General features: G+C 66.3%; 13 protein-coding genes. 8 read left to right on the plus strand and 5 right to left on the minus strand.

What is annotated here, in order from left to right:
* Positions 1–30: 30 nt before the first annotated feature.
* Positions 31–3,420: a TonB-dependent receptor gene (locus J7528_RS19645; RefSeq protein ID WP_291877919.1), complete on the minus strand. Its 3,390-nt coding sequence runs from the start codon at positions 3,418–3,420 to the stop codon at positions 31–33.
* 448 nt (positions 3,421–3,868) lie between these two features.
* Here J7528_RS19645 and J7528_RS19650 point away from each other — a divergent pair, with 448 nt between their 5' ends.
* Entirely contained in the window at positions 3,869–4,549 is a 681-nt protein-coding gene (locus J7528_RS19650; RefSeq protein ID WP_291877922.1) for a flavin reductase family protein, read from the plus strand.
* A 2-nt stretch (positions 4,550–4,551) separates the two neighbouring features.
* Here the strand turns inward: J7528_RS19650 and trmFO are convergent, their stop codons facing one another.
* Complete coding sequence (trmFO, locus tag J7528_RS19655) at positions 4,552–5,964, minus strand: methylenetetrahydrofolate--tRNA-(uracil(54)-C(5))-methyltransferase (FADH(2)-oxidizing) TrmFO (protein ID WP_291877925.1); 1,413 nt, start codon at positions 5,962–5,964, stop codon at positions 4,552–4,554.
* Between the two features lie 97 nt (positions 5,965–6,061).
* On the opposite strand from trmFO, the gene J7528_RS19660 reads away from it, so the two are divergent.
* The 3 genes from J7528_RS19660 (at position 6,062) to J7528_RS19670 (ending at position 8,761) form a co-directional block, all read left to right on the plus strand.
* Complete coding sequence (locus J7528_RS19660) at positions 6,062–7,009, plus strand: hypothetical protein (RefSeq protein WP_291877927.1); 948 nt, start codon at positions 6,062–6,064, stop codon at positions 7,007–7,009.
* Between the two features lie 108 nt (positions 7,010–7,117).
* The gene (locus J7528_RS19665) at positions 7,118–7,876 is read left to right on the plus strand and encodes a hypothetical protein (RefSeq protein WP_291877930.1); all 759 of its coding nucleotides are present in this window, start codon (positions 7,118–7,120) and stop codon (positions 7,874–7,876) included.
* Entirely contained in the window at positions 7,877–8,761 is an 885-nt protein-coding gene (locus J7528_RS19670; RefSeq protein WP_291877932.1) for a hypothetical protein, read from the plus strand.
* A 203-nt stretch (positions 8,762–8,964) separates the two neighbouring features.
* Here J7528_RS19670 and J7528_RS19675 read toward each other — a convergent pair whose 3' ends face one another.
* Complete coding sequence (locus J7528_RS19675) at positions 8,965–9,579, minus strand: glutathione S-transferase (protein ID WP_291877935.1); 615 nt, start codon at positions 9,577–9,579, stop codon at positions 8,965–8,967.
* A 164-nt stretch (positions 9,580–9,743) separates the two neighbouring features.
* Between J7528_RS19675 and J7528_RS19680 the strand changes: the two genes are divergently transcribed.
* Positions 9,744–10,658, plus strand: a complete 915-nt coding sequence (locus tag J7528_RS19680) for a hypothetical protein (protein WP_291877938.1) — start codon at positions 9,744–9,746, stop codon at positions 10,656–10,658.
* A 54-nt stretch (positions 10,659–10,712) separates the two neighbouring features.
* On the opposite strand, the gene uvrA is transcribed toward J7528_RS19680, so the two are convergent.
* Complete coding sequence (gene uvrA, locus J7528_RS19685; RefSeq protein ID WP_291877941.1) at positions 10,713–13,622, minus strand: excinuclease ABC subunit UvrA; 2,910 nt, start codon at positions 13,620–13,622, stop codon at positions 10,713–10,715.
* A 290-nt stretch (positions 13,623–13,912) separates the two neighbouring features.
* Here uvrA and J7528_RS19690 point away from each other — a divergent pair, with 290 nt between their 5' ends.
* A complete protein-coding gene (locus J7528_RS19690; protein WP_291877945.1) occupies positions 13,913–14,227 on the plus strand; it encodes a hypothetical protein in 315 nt (104 codons plus the stop codon).
* Positions 14,228–14,241: 14 nt separating this feature from the next.
* Complete coding sequence (locus tag J7528_RS19695) at positions 14,242–14,544, plus strand: helix-turn-helix transcriptional regulator (RefSeq protein ID WP_291877948.1); 303 nt, start codon at positions 14,242–14,244, stop codon at positions 14,542–14,544.
* A 6-nt stretch (positions 14,545–14,550) separates the two neighbouring features.
* On the opposite strand, the gene J7528_RS19700 is transcribed toward J7528_RS19695, so the two are convergent.
* Complete coding sequence (locus tag J7528_RS19700; protein ID WP_291877951.1) at positions 14,551–15,231, minus strand: DUF1223 domain-containing protein; 681 nt, start codon at positions 15,229–15,231, stop codon at positions 14,551–14,553.
* A gap of 189 nt (positions 15,232–15,420) precedes the next feature.
* On the opposite strand from J7528_RS19700, the gene J7528_RS19705 reads away from it, so the two are divergent.
* Positions 15,421–15,579, plus strand: a complete 159-nt coding sequence (locus J7528_RS19705; RefSeq protein ID WP_291877953.1) for a hypothetical protein — start codon at positions 15,421–15,423, stop codon at positions 15,577–15,579.
* Positions 15,580–15,595: the final 16 nt, after the last annotated feature.

A 15,595-nucleotide genomic window follows, 5' to 3' on the forward strand; every position in this document is an offset into this window, starting at 1 on the left:
GTTGGGAGGAAATAACGCTTTGGGAGGAAACTAGTAGACGAACCGAATGCCCGCGAAGATCGAGCGGCCCACCGCGGCGTAGCGGGTGACAACCGGATCGTTCTGGTAGGCCCAGCGGTTCTCGGCTTGGTTCGTCAGGTTCAGGGCGTCGACCGACAGGGTCAGGTACTTGTTGAACTTGTAGGTCATCGAGCCGTCCAGGTTGAACGTGCTGCTGTTGCCCAGGAAGTCGTTGACCAGCGGGCTGTCGCAGAAGCCCGGGTCGCAGGTGCCGGTCGCGATCGGGTACTGCGTGCGGTACTTGGCGCGATAGGCCGACGACAGGCGGACGCTGAACTTTTCGACCTCATAGAAGACCGTGAAGTTGAAGGCGTCCGGCGAGGCGCCCGTGAACGGACCCTTGGCGGTGACCGCCGGCGTGCCCAGGCGGGCGTTGGCCGGGTTCACGATGTACTCCAGCTCCGACTCCAGGTGCGTGGCGTTGAACTGGACGCCCAGGTTCTTGAAGTACCAGGGCAGGAACGTGAGGTTCTGCTGGTAGTTGAACTCGATGCCGCGGATGTAGCCGCCCGGCGCATTGCCGAACTGGCGGACGTCGAACGGGTTGTTGTTGTCGATATAGGCCTGGGCTTGAACGTTGGTCTGGGCCGCGCGCAGGGCCGCGATGGCGTCCGCGTCCATGATCGAGCCGAGCGTGGCCGACGACACCAGGGTCTGCGGGAAGCTTGAGATGTCCTTGTTGAACACCGCGACCGAGACCAGGGCGCCCGGCGCGAAGTACCATTCCAGCGACAGGTCGAGGTTGGTGGCGCGGAACGGATCCAGCTTCGGATTGCCGACCGTCAGCGACGCGCCGACCGTCGCGCCGTTGGTCGGCACGCTGATCGAGGTCACGTTCGGCGCCAGGTTGGCCAGCAGCGGACGGGCCATGACCTTGGCGGCGCCGAAGCGCAGCAGCAGGTTGTCATACAGCTCGTACGACACGTTCAGCGACGGCAGGATGTCGTGGTACTTGTTCGAGCCCGAGATCGGACGCGAGCTGTTGGTCAGGCCGTCCGAGTCGACCTCGGTCAGCGCGTAGCGCGTGCCGGCGTTGCCGCGCAGCTCACGACCGAACAGCTGGGTGTTGAAGTCAAACTGGACGTAGGCGCTGGTGTCCTTCTCGTCGACCGAATAGCGGTTGGCCGCGCTGGCCAGGTACGACAGGCGCCAGTCGCCGTACTTGTTGATGCAGTTGCAGTTGAAGCCGAACAGGTCGGTCATCTTCTGCAGGTCGGGGGCCAGGAACGCGGTCGTCGTGCCTTCCGGGACCTTCAGGCCGGTGCCCCAGTTGATGACCTTGCTGACGGCCGCGACGTTCGAGCCGGCTTCCTTCAGGCTGGGGTTCAGGGTCTCGCCGGTCAGGCGGCGATATTCCGAGGTCGAGAAGCCGTACTTGCGCTGGCTGACGCCGAACCGGACGGCGGTGTCGCTGTCCAGGTCGTACTTGAAGTCCACGCGCATCGTCTCGTAGTCGTTGCGGGTGTAGCGCTGGTAGTTACGCAGGGCCGAGTAGCCCTTCACGAAGTCCCAGGCATTGGCTTGGGTGGCGTCGAAGCCCAGGTTCAGCACCGGCATGTCGCCGCCGCCGCGGGCGTCGTAGGTGACGTAGTCGTTGCCGGCCACGCCCTGGCCGCTGTCCAGGCGGATGAAGTCGGCCAGCAGGCCCTGCGTCTTGTTGTTCGACGAGGACTTACCGTAGACGGCGACCATCGACAGGTTGTCGTTGAACTCGTGTTCCAGCTTCAGCGACGACTGGCGGAAGTAGGTCGTGAAGAACGACGCGTCGGCGGCCGAGCGCAGGTCGACATTGCCCAGCTTCAGGTAGTCGGCATTCGCGCCCGTGGGCGAGAGCGCGGCGTCGATCAGGCGGACCGACGGGCGGCCGATGAACTGCGTCAGCATGGCCGTGCCGGTCGGATCGGCCACATAACCCACCGAGCGCGGGTTGTTGTAGTAGTCGTACGGATCCAGGTTGTTCGGGTTGTAGCTGTTGGTCATGCCGGCGACGAGGCCGCCGCCGTTCATGGACTGGCCGCAGTCGATGGCGTCCTGGATCGCGCTGGCGGCGCGGGCCGTGCAGCTGGCGTACAGGGCGCGCTTGGCCGCGGCGGTGTCGCCGGCGGTGATGCTGTTCAGGGCGGCGTTGGTGTTGTTGCGGTTCAGGCCGACGGTCTGGACCTGATAGTTGACAGACTGCTGTTCCAGCTCCGAATAGACCCAGTCCAGCGAGATCGTGGTGCGGCTGGTTGGACGCCATTGCAGGGCGCCGGTCAGGCCGGTGCGCTTCTGGTCCAGGTCCTGCTGGTTCAGCGTGGCGAGGGCCGGGATGCGGGTCAGCGGGCCGGCGGCGGTGATCGCGCCGTTGGCGACCGTGGCGCTGGAGGGGCTGTTGACCAGGTTGTAGGCGGTCGGGTTCGAACCCACCAGCGCCGAGCAGACGGCGGCGTTGGTGATGTTGACGCCCGGGATCACGCCGTTGTTGCACGACGTGCCGGTCGGGGCGGCGAAGCCCTGGCGGCCCGGCGTGGCGGTGGTCGAACCCGTCCCCAGGAAGGTGGCCTGACGATAGGCGTAGTCAGACTGGCCAGCCTGGCGCTGGTAGCTGTCGATGATCTGGTTGCGCTTGTTGTAGGCCACCGAGAACAGGGCGCCGAACTGGCCCCAGTTGGTGTCCCAGCGGTCCGAGACCAGGCCGGCGAAGCGCGGCGAGTGGGTGCCGCCGTTCTTGTAGTAGGCGTCCTGCACCGACAGGGCCAGGCGCTTGCCCTTGAAGTTCAGAGGCTTGCCGGTCTCCAGGTCGACCGTGGCGCCCAGCGAACCTTCGTCGGTCTCGGCCGAGGCGGTCTTCTGGACCTTCAGGGCGCTGAACAGTTCCGAGGCGAAGGTGTTGAAGTCGAAGCCGCGCGAGCGGTTGGCGGCGTCGCCCGAGTTCGACGGACCGGCCGTCGACAGGGCTTCCAGGCCGTTCAGGCGAACGCGGGTGAAGTCGCTGCCCAGGCCGCGGACGGTGATGGTGCGGCCTTCGCCGTTTTCGCGGTCGATCGAGACGCCCGGCAGGCGCTGCAGCGATTCCGCCAGGTTGGCGTCCGGGAAGTCGGCGATGTCGTCGGCGTTGATGGCGTCGACCATCACGCTGGAATTGCGCTTCATGTTCAGCGCGCTCTGCACGGCGGCGCGGTAGCCGGTGACGACGACGGCTTCGACTTCGTCCGGCTCGGCGGCGGCCGGGGCGGGCTCAGCGGCCGGCGCGGGCTGGGCGGCCTGCTCTTGCGCCAGGGCGGCGCTGGAGAAGCTCAGGGCGGCGGCGAGCGTCAGCGCGCCCAGCGAGGTCTGAGCCAGAAGCGCACAGGCGCGGCGATGCTTGGAATGAGTTTGCACGGTTCCCTCCCGGAAAAGTTGGAAAAGGGCCCAGCTCTTGTTTTGCGCGGCTGGTCCCAAAAATCGCTGGTACCGCTAACTGCGACCGGTGTCATACGCAAGAGAAACCGGTGTCATTTGAAACTTTGTCAGTTTTGTCGAAAAATGAACGCCGTAATCCGGCCCCGTTCGGCGCGGTGGAAATAACCGGTTGTTAGCTGGTCAACGGGTTGAAAATTCTAACTGAAGCCGGCGCGAGGCGGCGATACCGGAGCTTCGAATGAGGCGCTTTCAAGCCGCGCGGCGAGGGGCGTCCTTAAGGGGTTGTATTGCGGCGGATTACGCCAGGCTGCGTCTTCGCTGCCCGCTTTGAGCGTCGCCTGAGGCCCGATTTGGCGTCGCAAGAACCGGGTGTCTCCGCCGTTCCGTCAACTTCATGAGTGGCGCCGTTCAAATCTACGGAGCCCCCATGACCGACCCCCACGTCACCATCGAACCCTCGATCCTCTACCTCGGCACGCCTGTGGTTCTCATCAGCACGCTGAACGAGGACGGCACGGCCAATATCGCGCCGATGTCGTCGGCGTGGTGGCTGGGGTGGCGGTGCATGCTGGGCCTGCAGACCGCCTCGCAGACGCCGCAGAACATGATCCGTACGGGAGAGTGCGTGATCAACCTGACCTCGCCGGCGCAAGCCGACGCCGTGAACCGGCTGGCCCGCCTGACCGGGACCAAGGCGATGCCCGAACTCAAGAAGAAGCTGGGCTACGCCTACGAGCCTCGCAAGTTCGAGGCGGCCGGCCTGACGCCGGTCGCGTCGCAGACGGTGGCCGCGCCTCGCGCCCTGGAGTGCCCGATCCAGCTGGAAGCGGTCGTCGCGGCGCGCCACGACATCATGGGCGACGATCCCCAGGTCGCCGGGCTGATCTCGGCGTTCGAGGTTCGCATCACTCGGGTCCACGTGCATCCGAGCCTGCTCATGGAGGGCCACGAGAACCGGATCGATCCGGCCAAGTGGCAGCCCCTGATCATGAACTTCCAGAAGCTGTACGGCGTCTCGAACGTCGAGATCGTTCCGTCGCGCCTCGCCGAGATCGAGGAGAAACTCTACCGCATGCCCGATGTCGACCGGGCGCGTCTGGCGGGCTGATTTCAGCCCGCCGCCCAGGCTTCCAGGTCCTTCAAGGCCCGCAGGCTCATCAGGCGCTTCTTGGCGCGGCCGCGTTCCTTCAGCGGGATCTTCTTGCCGTCCTCGTCGACCTTGGGGGCCTCGAGCGGCGGCAGCAGGCCGTAGTTGATGTTCATCGGCTGGAAGCTGCCCGGACCGTTGCCGGCTTCCAGGTGGCCGCCGGTGATGTGCTCGACCAGCGCGCCCAGGGCGGTGGTTGGCGGCGGGGCGTCGATCGGCGCGCCCTTGCGGTCGGCGGCGGCGAAGCGGCCGGTCAGCAGGCCCATGGCGGCGCTCTCGACATAACCCTCGACGCCCGTGACCTGGCCGGCGAAGCGCAGGCGCGGGGCGACCTTCATCCGCAGCGACTTGTCCAGCAGCTTGGGCGAGTTGATGAAGGTGTTGCGGTGCAGGCCGCCCAGGCGGGCGAACTGGGCGTTCTCAAGCCCCGGGATCATCCGGAAGGTGTCGGCCTGGACGCCGTGCTTCAGCTTGGTCTGGAAGCCGACCATGTTCCACAGCGTGCCCAGGGCGTTGTCCTGGCGCAGCTGGACGATGGCGTAGGACTTGACCAGCGGATCGCGCGGGTTGGTCAAGCCGACCGGCTTCATCGGGCCGTGGCGCAGGGTCTCGCGGCCGCGTTCGGCCATCACCTCGATCGGCAGGCAGCCGTCGAAATAAGGGACGTTCTCCCACTCCTTGAACTCGGACTTGGGGCCGTCCAGCAGGGCGTCGATGAAGGCCTCGTACTGCTCCTTGTTCATGGGGCAGTTGATGTAGGCGGCCGCGTCGCCGCCGGGGCCTTCCTTGTCGTAGCGCGATTGGCGCCAGGCCTTGTCCATGTCGATGGAGTCGAAGTGGATGATCGGCGCGATGGCGTCGAAGAACGACAGCTGGCCTTCGCCGGTCGTGTCCAGGATCGCCTGGGCCAGGGCCGGCGAGGTGAGGGGGCCGGTGGCGACGATGACGTTGTCCCACTCTTCCGGCGGCAGGCCGGCGATCTCCTCGCGCACGATGGTGACCAGCGGGTGGGCGGACAGGCGCTTGGTGACCTCGGCCGAGAAGCCGTCGCGGTCGACGGCCAGGGCGCCGCCGGCCGGCACCTGGTGCTGGTCGGCGCAGGACATGATCAGGCTGTCCAGCTTGCGCATCTCGGCGTGCAACAGGCCCACGGCGTTGAACTGCCAGTCGTCCGAGCGGAACGAGTTGGAGCAGACCATCTCGGCCAGGCCGTCGGTATTGTGGGCGTCGGTGGTGACTTTGCCGGTCGCGTCGTCCTTGCGCATCTCGTGCAGGATGACGGGCACGCCGCTCTGGGCGATCTGCCAGGCGGCTTCGGAGCCGGCCAGGCCTCCGCCGATGACGTGGACGGGTTGGTAGGTCGAGTTCGTGGTCATGGCGCGCCCTATACCCCCGGCTGTCGCTCGGCGAAACCTGCGTGTAGGCTCACGATAGGGGACTGGTGTTTCGCGTTGCGCGAGCATGGGAGGGAGCATGGCGAGGTTTTCCGTTGCCGACGCGGCCACGGCCGGTTTCGGGATCATCGGGCGCAAGCCGCTGGCGGTGCTGGGCTGGGGCCTGGCGATGCTGGTCGCGACCGCCGTGCCGATGTACCTGCTGCTGCTGTTCATGCGGCCCGACTTCGCGGCGCTGATGCAGATCGCGGCTCAGCGGGGGCCGGAATACGATCCCGAGACCTTCGCCCGCTTCATGCGGTTGCAGTCGGGGATGATGCTGTTTCAGCTCCTGTCCTGGATCTGGTCGACGGCGGTGAACGCGGTGCTCTGCTGCGCGGTGTTCCGCGCCGTGCTGGCGCCGCAGGACTCGCGGTTCGGCTATCTGCGGCTGGGCGCGCGCGAGGGCTGGCTGACCTTGCTGTTCCTGGTCGAGTACGTGCTGGCCTATATCGGCTTCTTCGTCGTGGCCCTGCTGGCCGCAGTCGTGGTGGCGATCGTCGGGGTGGGCGCGGGCGGCAGCGCCGAGAGCGCCATGATCGGGACCGCGGTCGTGATCGGCCTCTTGGTGCTGGTCCTGTTCGTTTGGCTGGCGCTGAAGCTGTCGATGGCCGCGCCGATGACCTTCGTCGACAAGCAGTTCCGGCTGTTCGAGTCGTGGAGCTTCACCAAGGGTCATGTCGGCCAGCTGCTGGGCGTCAGCCTGCTGCTGCTGGTCTTTCTGATCGGCATTGAGGTGCTGTTCTGCGGCCTGATCATCGGCGGGGTCTTCGCCGTGGGCGGCCAGATGAGCTGGCTGTTCGAGCCGGGCGCGGTCGAGGCGCTGGTGCGCGAGCAGCCGATGGACATCGTCCGCAAGCTGGGTCCGGCCATCGCCGCAGGCGGCGCGCTGTGGGTGCTGTTCTCGTCGGTGGTCGTGACCGTGTTCTGCGCCCCGTGGGCGGCGTCCTATCGGGCGCTGCGCGATCAGGCGCCGGTCGAGGCTTAAATCCGATTGCGTCCACGCGACGCCATCGCCAGAACCGCGGCGAGGCCATAGATTGCCGAGGCTCGCGGCGACTCGTGGCGTGGGCGCGCGTAAGAGGGACTTGATCGGATGGCGGACGGATCGGCGAGCATCGGCGCGACCCTGCGCGCGGGCTTTTCCGACGTGACCGGCGCGGCTCGCGACTGCTGGGGCGCCCTGGCGCTGGCGGCGATCATCAGCGTGGCCGGCGGCTTGCTGCCGCCTGGGCTACGCTTCTTCGCGACCGTGCTGGCCGGGGTCATCGCTCAGGGCGCTCTGTTCCGCCGCGCCTTCGACCGCGCGGGCGGCTTCAAGGGCCTGCGCTGGGGCCGTGACGAGTGGCGGCTGCTGGCGGCTCAAATGATGATCCTGAGCCTGGTAGGTTTGATCGGCTGCATCCTGATGGTCATTGTCGGCGGCGTCGCCCTGGGCGTGGCCCGCACCGCCGCGCCGAACTTCGATCCCGGCACCATCGCCGGCTGGCAGGGCGCCTTCGCCAGCGCGGGGCCAGCGGGCCTGATCCTGGTCGTCGCGCCGTTGGGCAGCCTGGCGATCCTGGTCTGGTTGGCCTTGCGCCTGTCGCTATCCGCCCCGGCCACGGTCGAGCAGTCGGGCGTGCGGGTCTTAAGCGCCTTTCCGTTGACGCGCGGCCATGTGCCGACCCTGCTGGTTGTCGGCCTGGCCGTCGCCGTGCCGGCGCTGCTGGTCAGCGCCGCCCTGAGCGCCGCTCTGCAAGGCCCCGTGACCGCCGCCGTGCTAGCGCTGTGCACCTATTTCTACGCCATGCCGGCCTGGACCGGCGCCCTGGCCCACTTCTACCGCCGCCACGCGGTCTCGCAGGAAGCCTAGATGTCCGTCCGTCCCGTCGACGCCGCCCTCGAGGGTCTTCGCACCATGCGGCGCAAGCCGCTGCCGGTGCTGGCCTGGGCGACCTTCTCACTGGTCATGCTGCCGATCCTGGGCCTGTTCGCCAAGATCGTGCTGGGCGACGAAGGCCGCGCGGCCCTGGCCGGACGCGCCGGCTCGGCCGACCCGCGCGAGATCCTGGACCTGATCACCCATCTGGGCGGGGTGATGGTGCTGCTGATCGCCGTGGCCCTGGCCCTCTCCTCGGTGCTGCAGGCGGCGATCATCCGCTCGGTGATCGAGCCCCAGAACGACCGCTTCGCCTATCTGCGCCTGGGCAAGGAAGAGCTGCAGCTGCTGATCGTCTCGCTGATCACCTGGGCCGCGGCCCTGGGCGTGACGGTGATCCCGTCCGGCGCGGTGGTGCTGGGCGCGTCGCTGCTGTCGGGCGCGGCGGCCGGCTGGTTCGCCACCCTCGGCGCTCTGGCCGTGATCGGCCTGTCCCTATGGGTGGCCGTGCGCCTGTCGCTGCTGGGCCCGCATGCCTTCTCGCACCATCACATCGATATCCGCGAGGCCTGGGTCCAGACCCACGGGCAGTTCCTGCGCCTCCTGGGCATGTACATCCTGGCGATCATCCTGGCGGCGCTGGTGTCGATCATCGGCACGACCGTCTCGACCATCATCGGCAATGTCGTGGGCGGCGGCGTCGACCCGGCGGCCGGCGACGTGGTCGCCAGCCATCCGCGCGTGATCCTGGTGCTGCTGGCCAACCTGCTGCTGGCCCCCGTGTTCCTGACCTTGCAGACCGTGATCCTGGTCGCCGCCCCGGCCAAGGCCTTTGCCCAGTTGAACCAGGACGAGATCGACGCGGGGCTGCACGACTGAGGGCGTTTGGCTCAACAGGCTCGGATCATCCTAAATCATGCCTTCCTGGGCCTTGTGCCCAGGACCCATGGGCGCGGCTTGGCGCCGTGATTGTTCGAACGCTCCGGCAGCGTTGGCGTCCATCTCGTCAAGGCGGTGCAGGCGGACGGCTGGGCCCTAGGCACGAGGCCTAGGGAGGCAAATTTAAAGGTACTAGGCAGTTCTCAAGCGCTAGCGCTGGGCCTCGCCGCCATCCGTTCGCGCCAGGCGATCACGTGCTTGGCCTCGGCCGGCGTGTGCAGGCCGGTGAAGTCAGCGAAGTCCAGCGTCGTCTGCCCGGTGATGTCGGCCATCGTGTAGGTCTCGCCGGTCAGGTAGGGGCGGCCGTCCGACAGCTCCTTGTCCAGCCACAGCTGGGCGCGTTCGACCACCTCGCGGTTGGACTCGCCGAACTCGACATTCTGCTTAAGCAGGCGCGCGGTCAGCGGATGGGCGTGACGCCAGAACATGCCAACCGGGACCATCAGCCGGAACTCGGCCCGGCGGATCCACATCTCGACCTGCGCCTGCTCCAGCGCCGTGACCCCGAACAGCGGCGGGGAGGGATGCAGCACCTCGAAATAGCGGCAGATGGCGACCGTCTCGCTGATCGTGGTCCCGTCGTCGAGTTCCAAGGTCGGCACCTGGCCCAGGCTGTTGCGGGCCAAGTGCTCTGGCGACTTGTGACCACCCTGGCGCATGCCGATAGAGATCTCGGGAACTTCCAGGCCCTTCTCGGCCAGGAAGACCCGCACGCGGCGCGGATTGGGGGCCGGCATGGCCTCGCCATAGAGCTTCATCGGTTCCCTCCGTTCAGCGGCGCTGGCGGCCGCTTTTCAAACGGATGTTAGAGGTGCGATCGCCCTGGCCGCAACCCCGGCGAATAAAGCCGCGTTCGGCACTGTCGAAGGGGCGCGAACCTTGTTAGGGCTGTCGCTCTGCCCGCCATCGATACGAGCCCGACATGTCCAAGTTCTCCGCCTCCGACGCGGCCTTCTCCGGTTTCCGCCTGGTGCGGGAGAACCTGAAGTCGATCGGTTGGTGGGTGCTGATCATGACGGTCGTATCGATCATCTACAGCGTGCTGATGATCATGTTCTTCGGCAAAGAGCTGAACGCCTTCACGACCTACATGCAGACAGTGGGCGGCGATCCCGATCCGAACGAGCTGAGCAAGGTCCTGGGGGACATGACGCCGGCCTGGCTTGTGTCCATTCCCTACATGCTGCTGGTGAACGGGGTGATGTTCGCGGGCGTCAACCGTCTGGTCCAGCGCCCCCACGACAAGGGCTTCGCTCACCTGCGCCTGGGCGTGGACGAGGTGCGTCAGGCGATCGTCTGGCTGCTGTTCAACCTGGTGCTGTTCGGCGTGCTGGTCATCTCCTCCATTTTGATGCGGTTCCTTGGAGCGTTGGGCGGCGCGACTGGCGCGTTTCTGGTTCTGGTGATTTTTCTCGGCATGATCGGGGCCATGATCTACTTGGCCGTCAGTCTTTCGCTGTGCACGGCCGCGACTTTCGATACCGGCAAGGTGACGCTGTTCAAGACCTTGCCGATGACCCGCGGCCAGTTCTGGCCGATGATTGGAGCCTATTTCCTGGCGGCTGTCATGTTCGTGATCGTCCTGCTGCTGCTGCTGTCCATCGTGAGCGGCGTGGCGGCGATCATCTCGGGAGACATTGGGGTTTCGGCGCGGCTGATGCGTTCGGACACCACGTCGTTGCAGGCCTATTTCACCCCGCTGGGCATTGCCCAGGCGCTGCTGTCCGGGGCGATCACGGTGCTGACCAGCCTGATCATCTTTACGCCCGTGCCGAGTATGTACTTGGCGCTAAAGGGCGGCGAGCCGGCCGCGACCGACGGTGACGGTGGCTGGTAGAAGCCGCTACGAGTAAAAAAGAAGCCCCGGAGATCGCTCTCCGGGGCTTTTCTGTCAGGCCCGCTTGGCCTTCTTCAGCTCGGCCACCCGCGCCTTGCGGCGCTCTTCGTGGCGGTCCAGCAGTTCCTTGAGGTAGCGGCCGGTCCAGCTGGCCTCGACCTTGGCCACGTCCTGCGGCGAGCCCGTGGCGACGATCTGGCCGCCGCCGTCGCCGCCTTCGGGACCGAAGTCGATCAGCCAGTCGGCGGTCTTCACCACGTCCAGGTTATGCTCGATGACCACCACGGTGTTGCCCTGGTCGGCCAGCTCGTGCAGCACCTCGAGCAGCTTCTTGGTGTCCTCGAAGTGCAGGCCGGTCGTCGGTTCGTCCAGGATATACAGCGTCCGGCCGGTGGCCCGGCGCGACAGCTCCTTGGACAGCTTCACCCGCTGCGCCTCGCCGCCCGACAGGGTCGTGGCCTGCTGGCCGACCTTGATGTAGCTGAGGCCCACGCGCTTGAGGGTCTCCATCTTGTCGCGGATCGGCGGCACGGCCTTGAAGAAGTCGGCGGCCTCTTCCACCGTCATGTCCAGCACGTCGGCGATCGTCTTGCCCTTGAACAGCACGTCCAGGGTCTCGCGGTTGTAGCGCTTGCCCTTGCAGATATCGCAGGTGACGTAGACGTCCGGCAGGAAGTGCATCTCGATCTTGATGACGCCGTCGCCCTGGCAGGCCTCGCAGCGGCCGCCCTTGACGTTGAAGCTGAAGCGACCCGGGCCGTAGCCGCGCGCCTTGCTCTCCGGCAGGCCGGCGAACCAGTCGCGGATCGGACCGAAGGCGCCGGTATAGGTCGCCGGGTTCGAGCGCGGGGTGCGGCCGATCGGCGACTGGTCGATGTCGATGACCTTGTCGAACTGCTCCAGGCCCTCGATCCGCTCGTGCGGGGCGGGGGCGTCGCTAGCGTTGTTCAAGCGGCGCGCGGCGGCCTTGTACAGGGTCTCGATCGTGAAGGTCGACTTGCCGCCGCCCGACACGCCGGTGATGCAGGTGAAGGTCCCGACCGGGATCTCGGCCGTGACGTTCTTGAGGTTGTTGCCGGTGGCGCCGATGACCTTCAGCACCTTCTTCTTGCTGATCGGCCGGCGCTGTTCGGGGACCTCGATCTCGCGCGCGCCGGTCAGGTACTGGCCGGTGATGCTCGCCGGGTTGGCCATGATCTGCTCAGGCTTGCCCTCGGCGATGATCTGGCCGCCATGCACGCCGGCGGCCGGGCCCATGTCGATCACGTAGTCGGCGGTGAGGATCGCTTCCTCGTCGTGCTCGACGACCAGCACGGAGTTGCCCAGGTCCCGCAGGCCCTGCAGCGAGGTCAGCAGGCGGGTGTTGTCGCGCTGGTGCAGGCCGATCGACGGCTCGTCCAGCACGTACAGCACGCCGGTCAGGCCCGAGCCGATCTGGCTGGCCAGGCGGATGCGCTGGCTCTCGCCGCCCGACAGGGTGCCCGAGCCGCGTGACAAGTTCAGGTAGTCCAGGCCGACATCGACCAGGAACCGCAAGCGATCATTGATCTCCTTCAGGATCCGCCGCGCGATCTCCATCTGCTTGTCGGTGAGCTTGCCTTCCAGGCCGGCGAACCAGTCGCGGGCCGGACGGATGGCCAGCATCGAGACCTCGGCGATGTCCATGGCGTCGATCTTGACGGCCAGGGCTTCGGGCTTCAGGCGCTTGCCGTGGCAGGTCTCGCACGGGGTGTCGGACTGGTAGCGACCGAGTTCTTCACGGACCCAGCTCGAATCCGTCTCGCGCCAGCGGCGTTCGAGGTTCGGCAGCACGCCCTCAAAGGGCTTCTCGACCTCGTACTTCCGCGCGTTGTCGTCGTAGGTGAACTTGATCTTCGTGCCCTTGGAGCCTTGCAGCACCACGTCACGCGCGTCGGCCGACAGCTTGTACCAGGGCTCGTCCATCGAGAAGCCGTAGTGGCGCGCCAGGGCCTGCAGGGTCTGGGTGTAGAGCGGCGAGGGACCCTTGGCCCACGGGGCCACGGCGCCCTTGTGCAGGCTCTTGTCTTTGTCCGGCACCACCAGGTCGGCGTCGAAGGCGAGCTTCGCGCCCAGGCCGTCGCAGACCGGGCAAGCGCCCGCCGGGTTGTTGAACGAGAACAGGCGCGGCTCGATCTCGGCGATGGTGAAACCGCTGACCGGGCAGGCGAAGCGTTCCGAGAACAGGATCCGGCGCGGCTCCTTCTCGCCCTCTTCGATATTGGCGAATTCCGCGACGGCCAGGCCATCGGCCAGGCGCAGGGCCTGCTCGATGGAGTCGGCCAGGCGCTGCTCCATGTCGGGCTTGGTCACCACGCGGTCCACGACCACGTCGATATCGTGCTTGAACTTCTTGTCGAGCGCCGGGGCGTCCTCGATCGGGTAGTACTCGCCGTCAATCTTCAGCCGCTGGAAGCCGGCCTTCTGCCACTCGGCGATCTCCTTCTTGTACTCGCCCTTGCGGTCGCGAACGACGGGGGCCAGCAGGTAGAGACGCGTGCCTTCGGGCAGAGCGGTGATCTTGTCGACCATCTGGCTGATGGTCTGGCTTTCGATCGGCAGGCCGGTGGCGGGCGAGTACGGCACCCCGACCCGCGCCCACAGCAGGCGCATGTAGTCGTGGATCTCGGTTACCGTGCCGACCGTCGAGCGCGGGTTGCGCGAGGTGGTCTTCTGCTCGATCGAGATCGCGGGCGACAGGCCCTCGATCAGGTCGACGTCGGGCTTGCTCATCAGCTCCAGGAACTGACGGGCATAGGCCGACAGGCTCTCCACGTAGCGGCGCTGGCCCTCGGCATAGATCGTGTCGAAAGCCAGGGACGACTTGCCCGAGCCCGACAGGCCGGTCAGCACGACCAGCTCGCCACGCGGGATGTCGACGCTGACGTCCTTGAGATTGTGCTCACGGGCGCCGCGAACGCGGATGAAGTTCAGTTGCTCAGCCATGTTTTCCGGAACGTTGGGCGGCGACATTGGTCGCAGCGCAGCGGCTATATGTAGGGCTCGACGCGCGAATTAACACAAGAACAAGGTGTGAACAAATGTCGCGCACGCGAGGGACCGTTTCTGCTGACAGCCACTGTCAGCAGCTCAGACGGTCGCCACTTGATAATATTCCATATTGGAATATTATGTCTCTGTCGTGGCAACCGCCAAGTTGTAAGCCACAGCGCTACCGGGCGCTGACGACAGAACCGAGGAGCACATGGTGAAATATCCAAAGCAGCGAGTTCGCAATGAGCGCCTGGCAAGTCGTCTTCGAGGTCCGCGTCATCGGCCTGGTGTCGAAGTGGGATAAACGCAATCAGATCGAGCTGGACGCTATCCAGACTGTTCTTCGCGAAGGAGGTCCGGCCGCTTTGGGCTGGGATTCTCGCGAACGGGCAGGATGTCCGTCATGGGACGGGCTCACCGAGCCTTATTCGGCGACTTACTGGACGGCGTTTGACAGGCGGTTCTACCGCGTAGCCCTTGAGATCAGGCCAGGACAAACAGCGATTGTCCGCGACGCCGCGTGTGGCGTCTACAAGCCGGGACCGAAAGGGCGTTAAGCCACAGGTGCCAATTGAAAGAAGAGACCTTTGCCGAATGGCGGCCAGATTGGACGCCTGCAGAACAGAAGCAGGTCGATGAAGCCGCCAGCTATCTGAGGGACCAAGTCTCGCTGCTTAAGGTCTTGCGAGAGCAGTTGGGCCTTTCGCAGCTCGAGTTGTCAGACATTCTCGGAACCAGCCAATCCAACGTCTCCAAGATCGAGACGAAGGCAGACCCGCGCATTTCCGTAATCCGCAAGTTGATCGAGCATCAGGGCGGGCGTCTGAAGATCGTAGCGGAGTTTCCCGACAAGGCCTTGGAACTGCAGCTCTAGCTGCTTCTAGTCCAGCCGCGCCGCCGCCAGGATCGGGCCGCCGTTCGGGGCCTGGACCAGCACCGCCGTGCGATAGGCTGAATCGGATGCTGGCGGAGCTGCGAAGTTGACCGCCGCCCCGCTCCAGCCGCCCAGGCGGGTCAGCTGCCGGACGATGTCGCGGTGAGGCAAGGTCTTGCCGCCGTTCTCGCCGCGCCGGATCGACACCTGCTGCACGCGCGGATCATACCGCACCAGCCAGACATCGGCGGGACGACGCGGGGCGCGGCCAGCGGCGATCTCGATGCGGCCCGAGGCGTTGGCGATGCGGGTCTCGCTGGCCGGGCGGGCGCGGCGCAGGGCGGCGTCCACCTCGCGCGCGTCGGCGCCGATGACGCTGTCGCGGCCCTCGATCACCATCTCCGGCGTGCCCAGCTGGACATCCAGCGCCTGGGCGTAGGCGCGCTGGCGGTCGGTGTAGGCCTTGGTGGCGAAGGTGTCCTTCCAGCCCAGCTGGTCCCAGTAGGTGACGCCGAAGCTCAGGGCCAGGACGTCAGGCCGCCCGGCGATGGCGTTCAGATTGGCGTTGGCCGGCGGGCAGGACGAGCAGCCCTGGCTCTGGAACAGCTCGACGACGACGGGGCGGTCCGCGGCCATCGCCGGAGCGGCGCCAAACATCAGGGCAAGGGCGGCGATCACGGGTTTCATCGAAACCTCCAGAGTGAGTGACGGAGGTTCATTCGCGAGGCGCGAGTCCGAGGTTACATCGGATGCGATTTAATTTTTGAAGCGCCGCCGTTCGGATTCCCTAAACCCTGTTTGGAAGCGGGATCTTCAGTCCACGCATGGTTAAACCGCCACCGTCGGGCGGGGGCTCGGCGTCAGAAGGACCAAGCCATGGCCAAGAAGGCCGAAAGCGACAAGCAGGAAGCCAAGCACGACGCGTTCGACGCGTTGAAGGGGCCCAAGCCGCGTTCGATCATCATCGACATGATGGTGTTCTGCGGCGGCATCGGTTCGCTGGTCTGGGTCCTGCGCAACATGGCGCCGACCTAGGCGCGGCTTGCTCGTC

Origin of the sequence: Caulobacter sp., assembly GCF_017744445.1 — a bacterium.
Taxonomy (GTDB): domain Bacteria; phylum Pseudomonadota; class Alphaproteobacteria; order Caulobacterales; family Caulobacteraceae; genus Caulobacter.

Bases quoted from the DNA above. Each gene is read 5' to 3' on its own strand.
- J7528_RS19650 (WP_291877922.1), top strand. From the start codon at position 3,869: ATGACCGACCCCCACGTCACCATCGAACCCTCGATCCTCTACCTCGGC.
- trmFO (WP_291877925.1), bottom strand. From the start codon at position 5,964: ATGACCACGAACTCGACCTACCAACCCGTCCACGTCATCGGCGGAGGC.
- J7528_RS19660 (WP_291877927.1), top strand. From the start codon at position 6,062: ATGGCGAGGTTTTCCGTTGCCGACGCGGCCACGGCCGGTTTCGGGATC.
- J7528_RS19665 (WP_291877930.1), top strand. From the start codon at position 7,118: ATGGCGGACGGATCGGCGAGCATCGGCGCGACCCTGCGCGCGGGCTTT.
- J7528_RS19670 (WP_291877932.1), top strand. From the start codon at position 7,877: ATGTCCGTCCGTCCCGTCGACGCCGCCCTCGAGGGTCTTCGCACCATG.
- J7528_RS19675 (WP_291877935.1), bottom strand. From the start codon at position 9,579: ATGAAGCTCTATGGCGAGGCCATGCCGGCCCCCAATCCGCGCCGCGTG.
- J7528_RS19680 (WP_291877938.1), top strand. From the start codon at position 9,744: ATGTCCAAGTTCTCCGCCTCCGACGCGGCCTTCTCCGGTTTCCGCCTG.
- uvrA (WP_291877941.1), bottom strand. From the start codon at position 13,622: ATGGCTGAGCAACTGAACTTCATCCGCGTTCGCGGCGCCCGTGAGCAC.
- J7528_RS19690 (WP_291877945.1), top strand. From the start codon at position 13,913: ATGAGCGCCTGGCAAGTCGTCTTCGAGGTCCGCGTCATCGGCCTGGTG.
- J7528_RS19700 (WP_291877951.1), bottom strand. From the start codon at position 15,231: ATGAAACCCGTGATCGCCGCCCTTGCCCTGATGTTTGGCGCCGCTCCG.
- J7528_RS19705 (WP_291877953.1), top strand. From the start codon at position 15,421: ATGGCCAAGAAGGCCGAAAGCGACAAGCAGGAAGCCAAGCACGACGCG.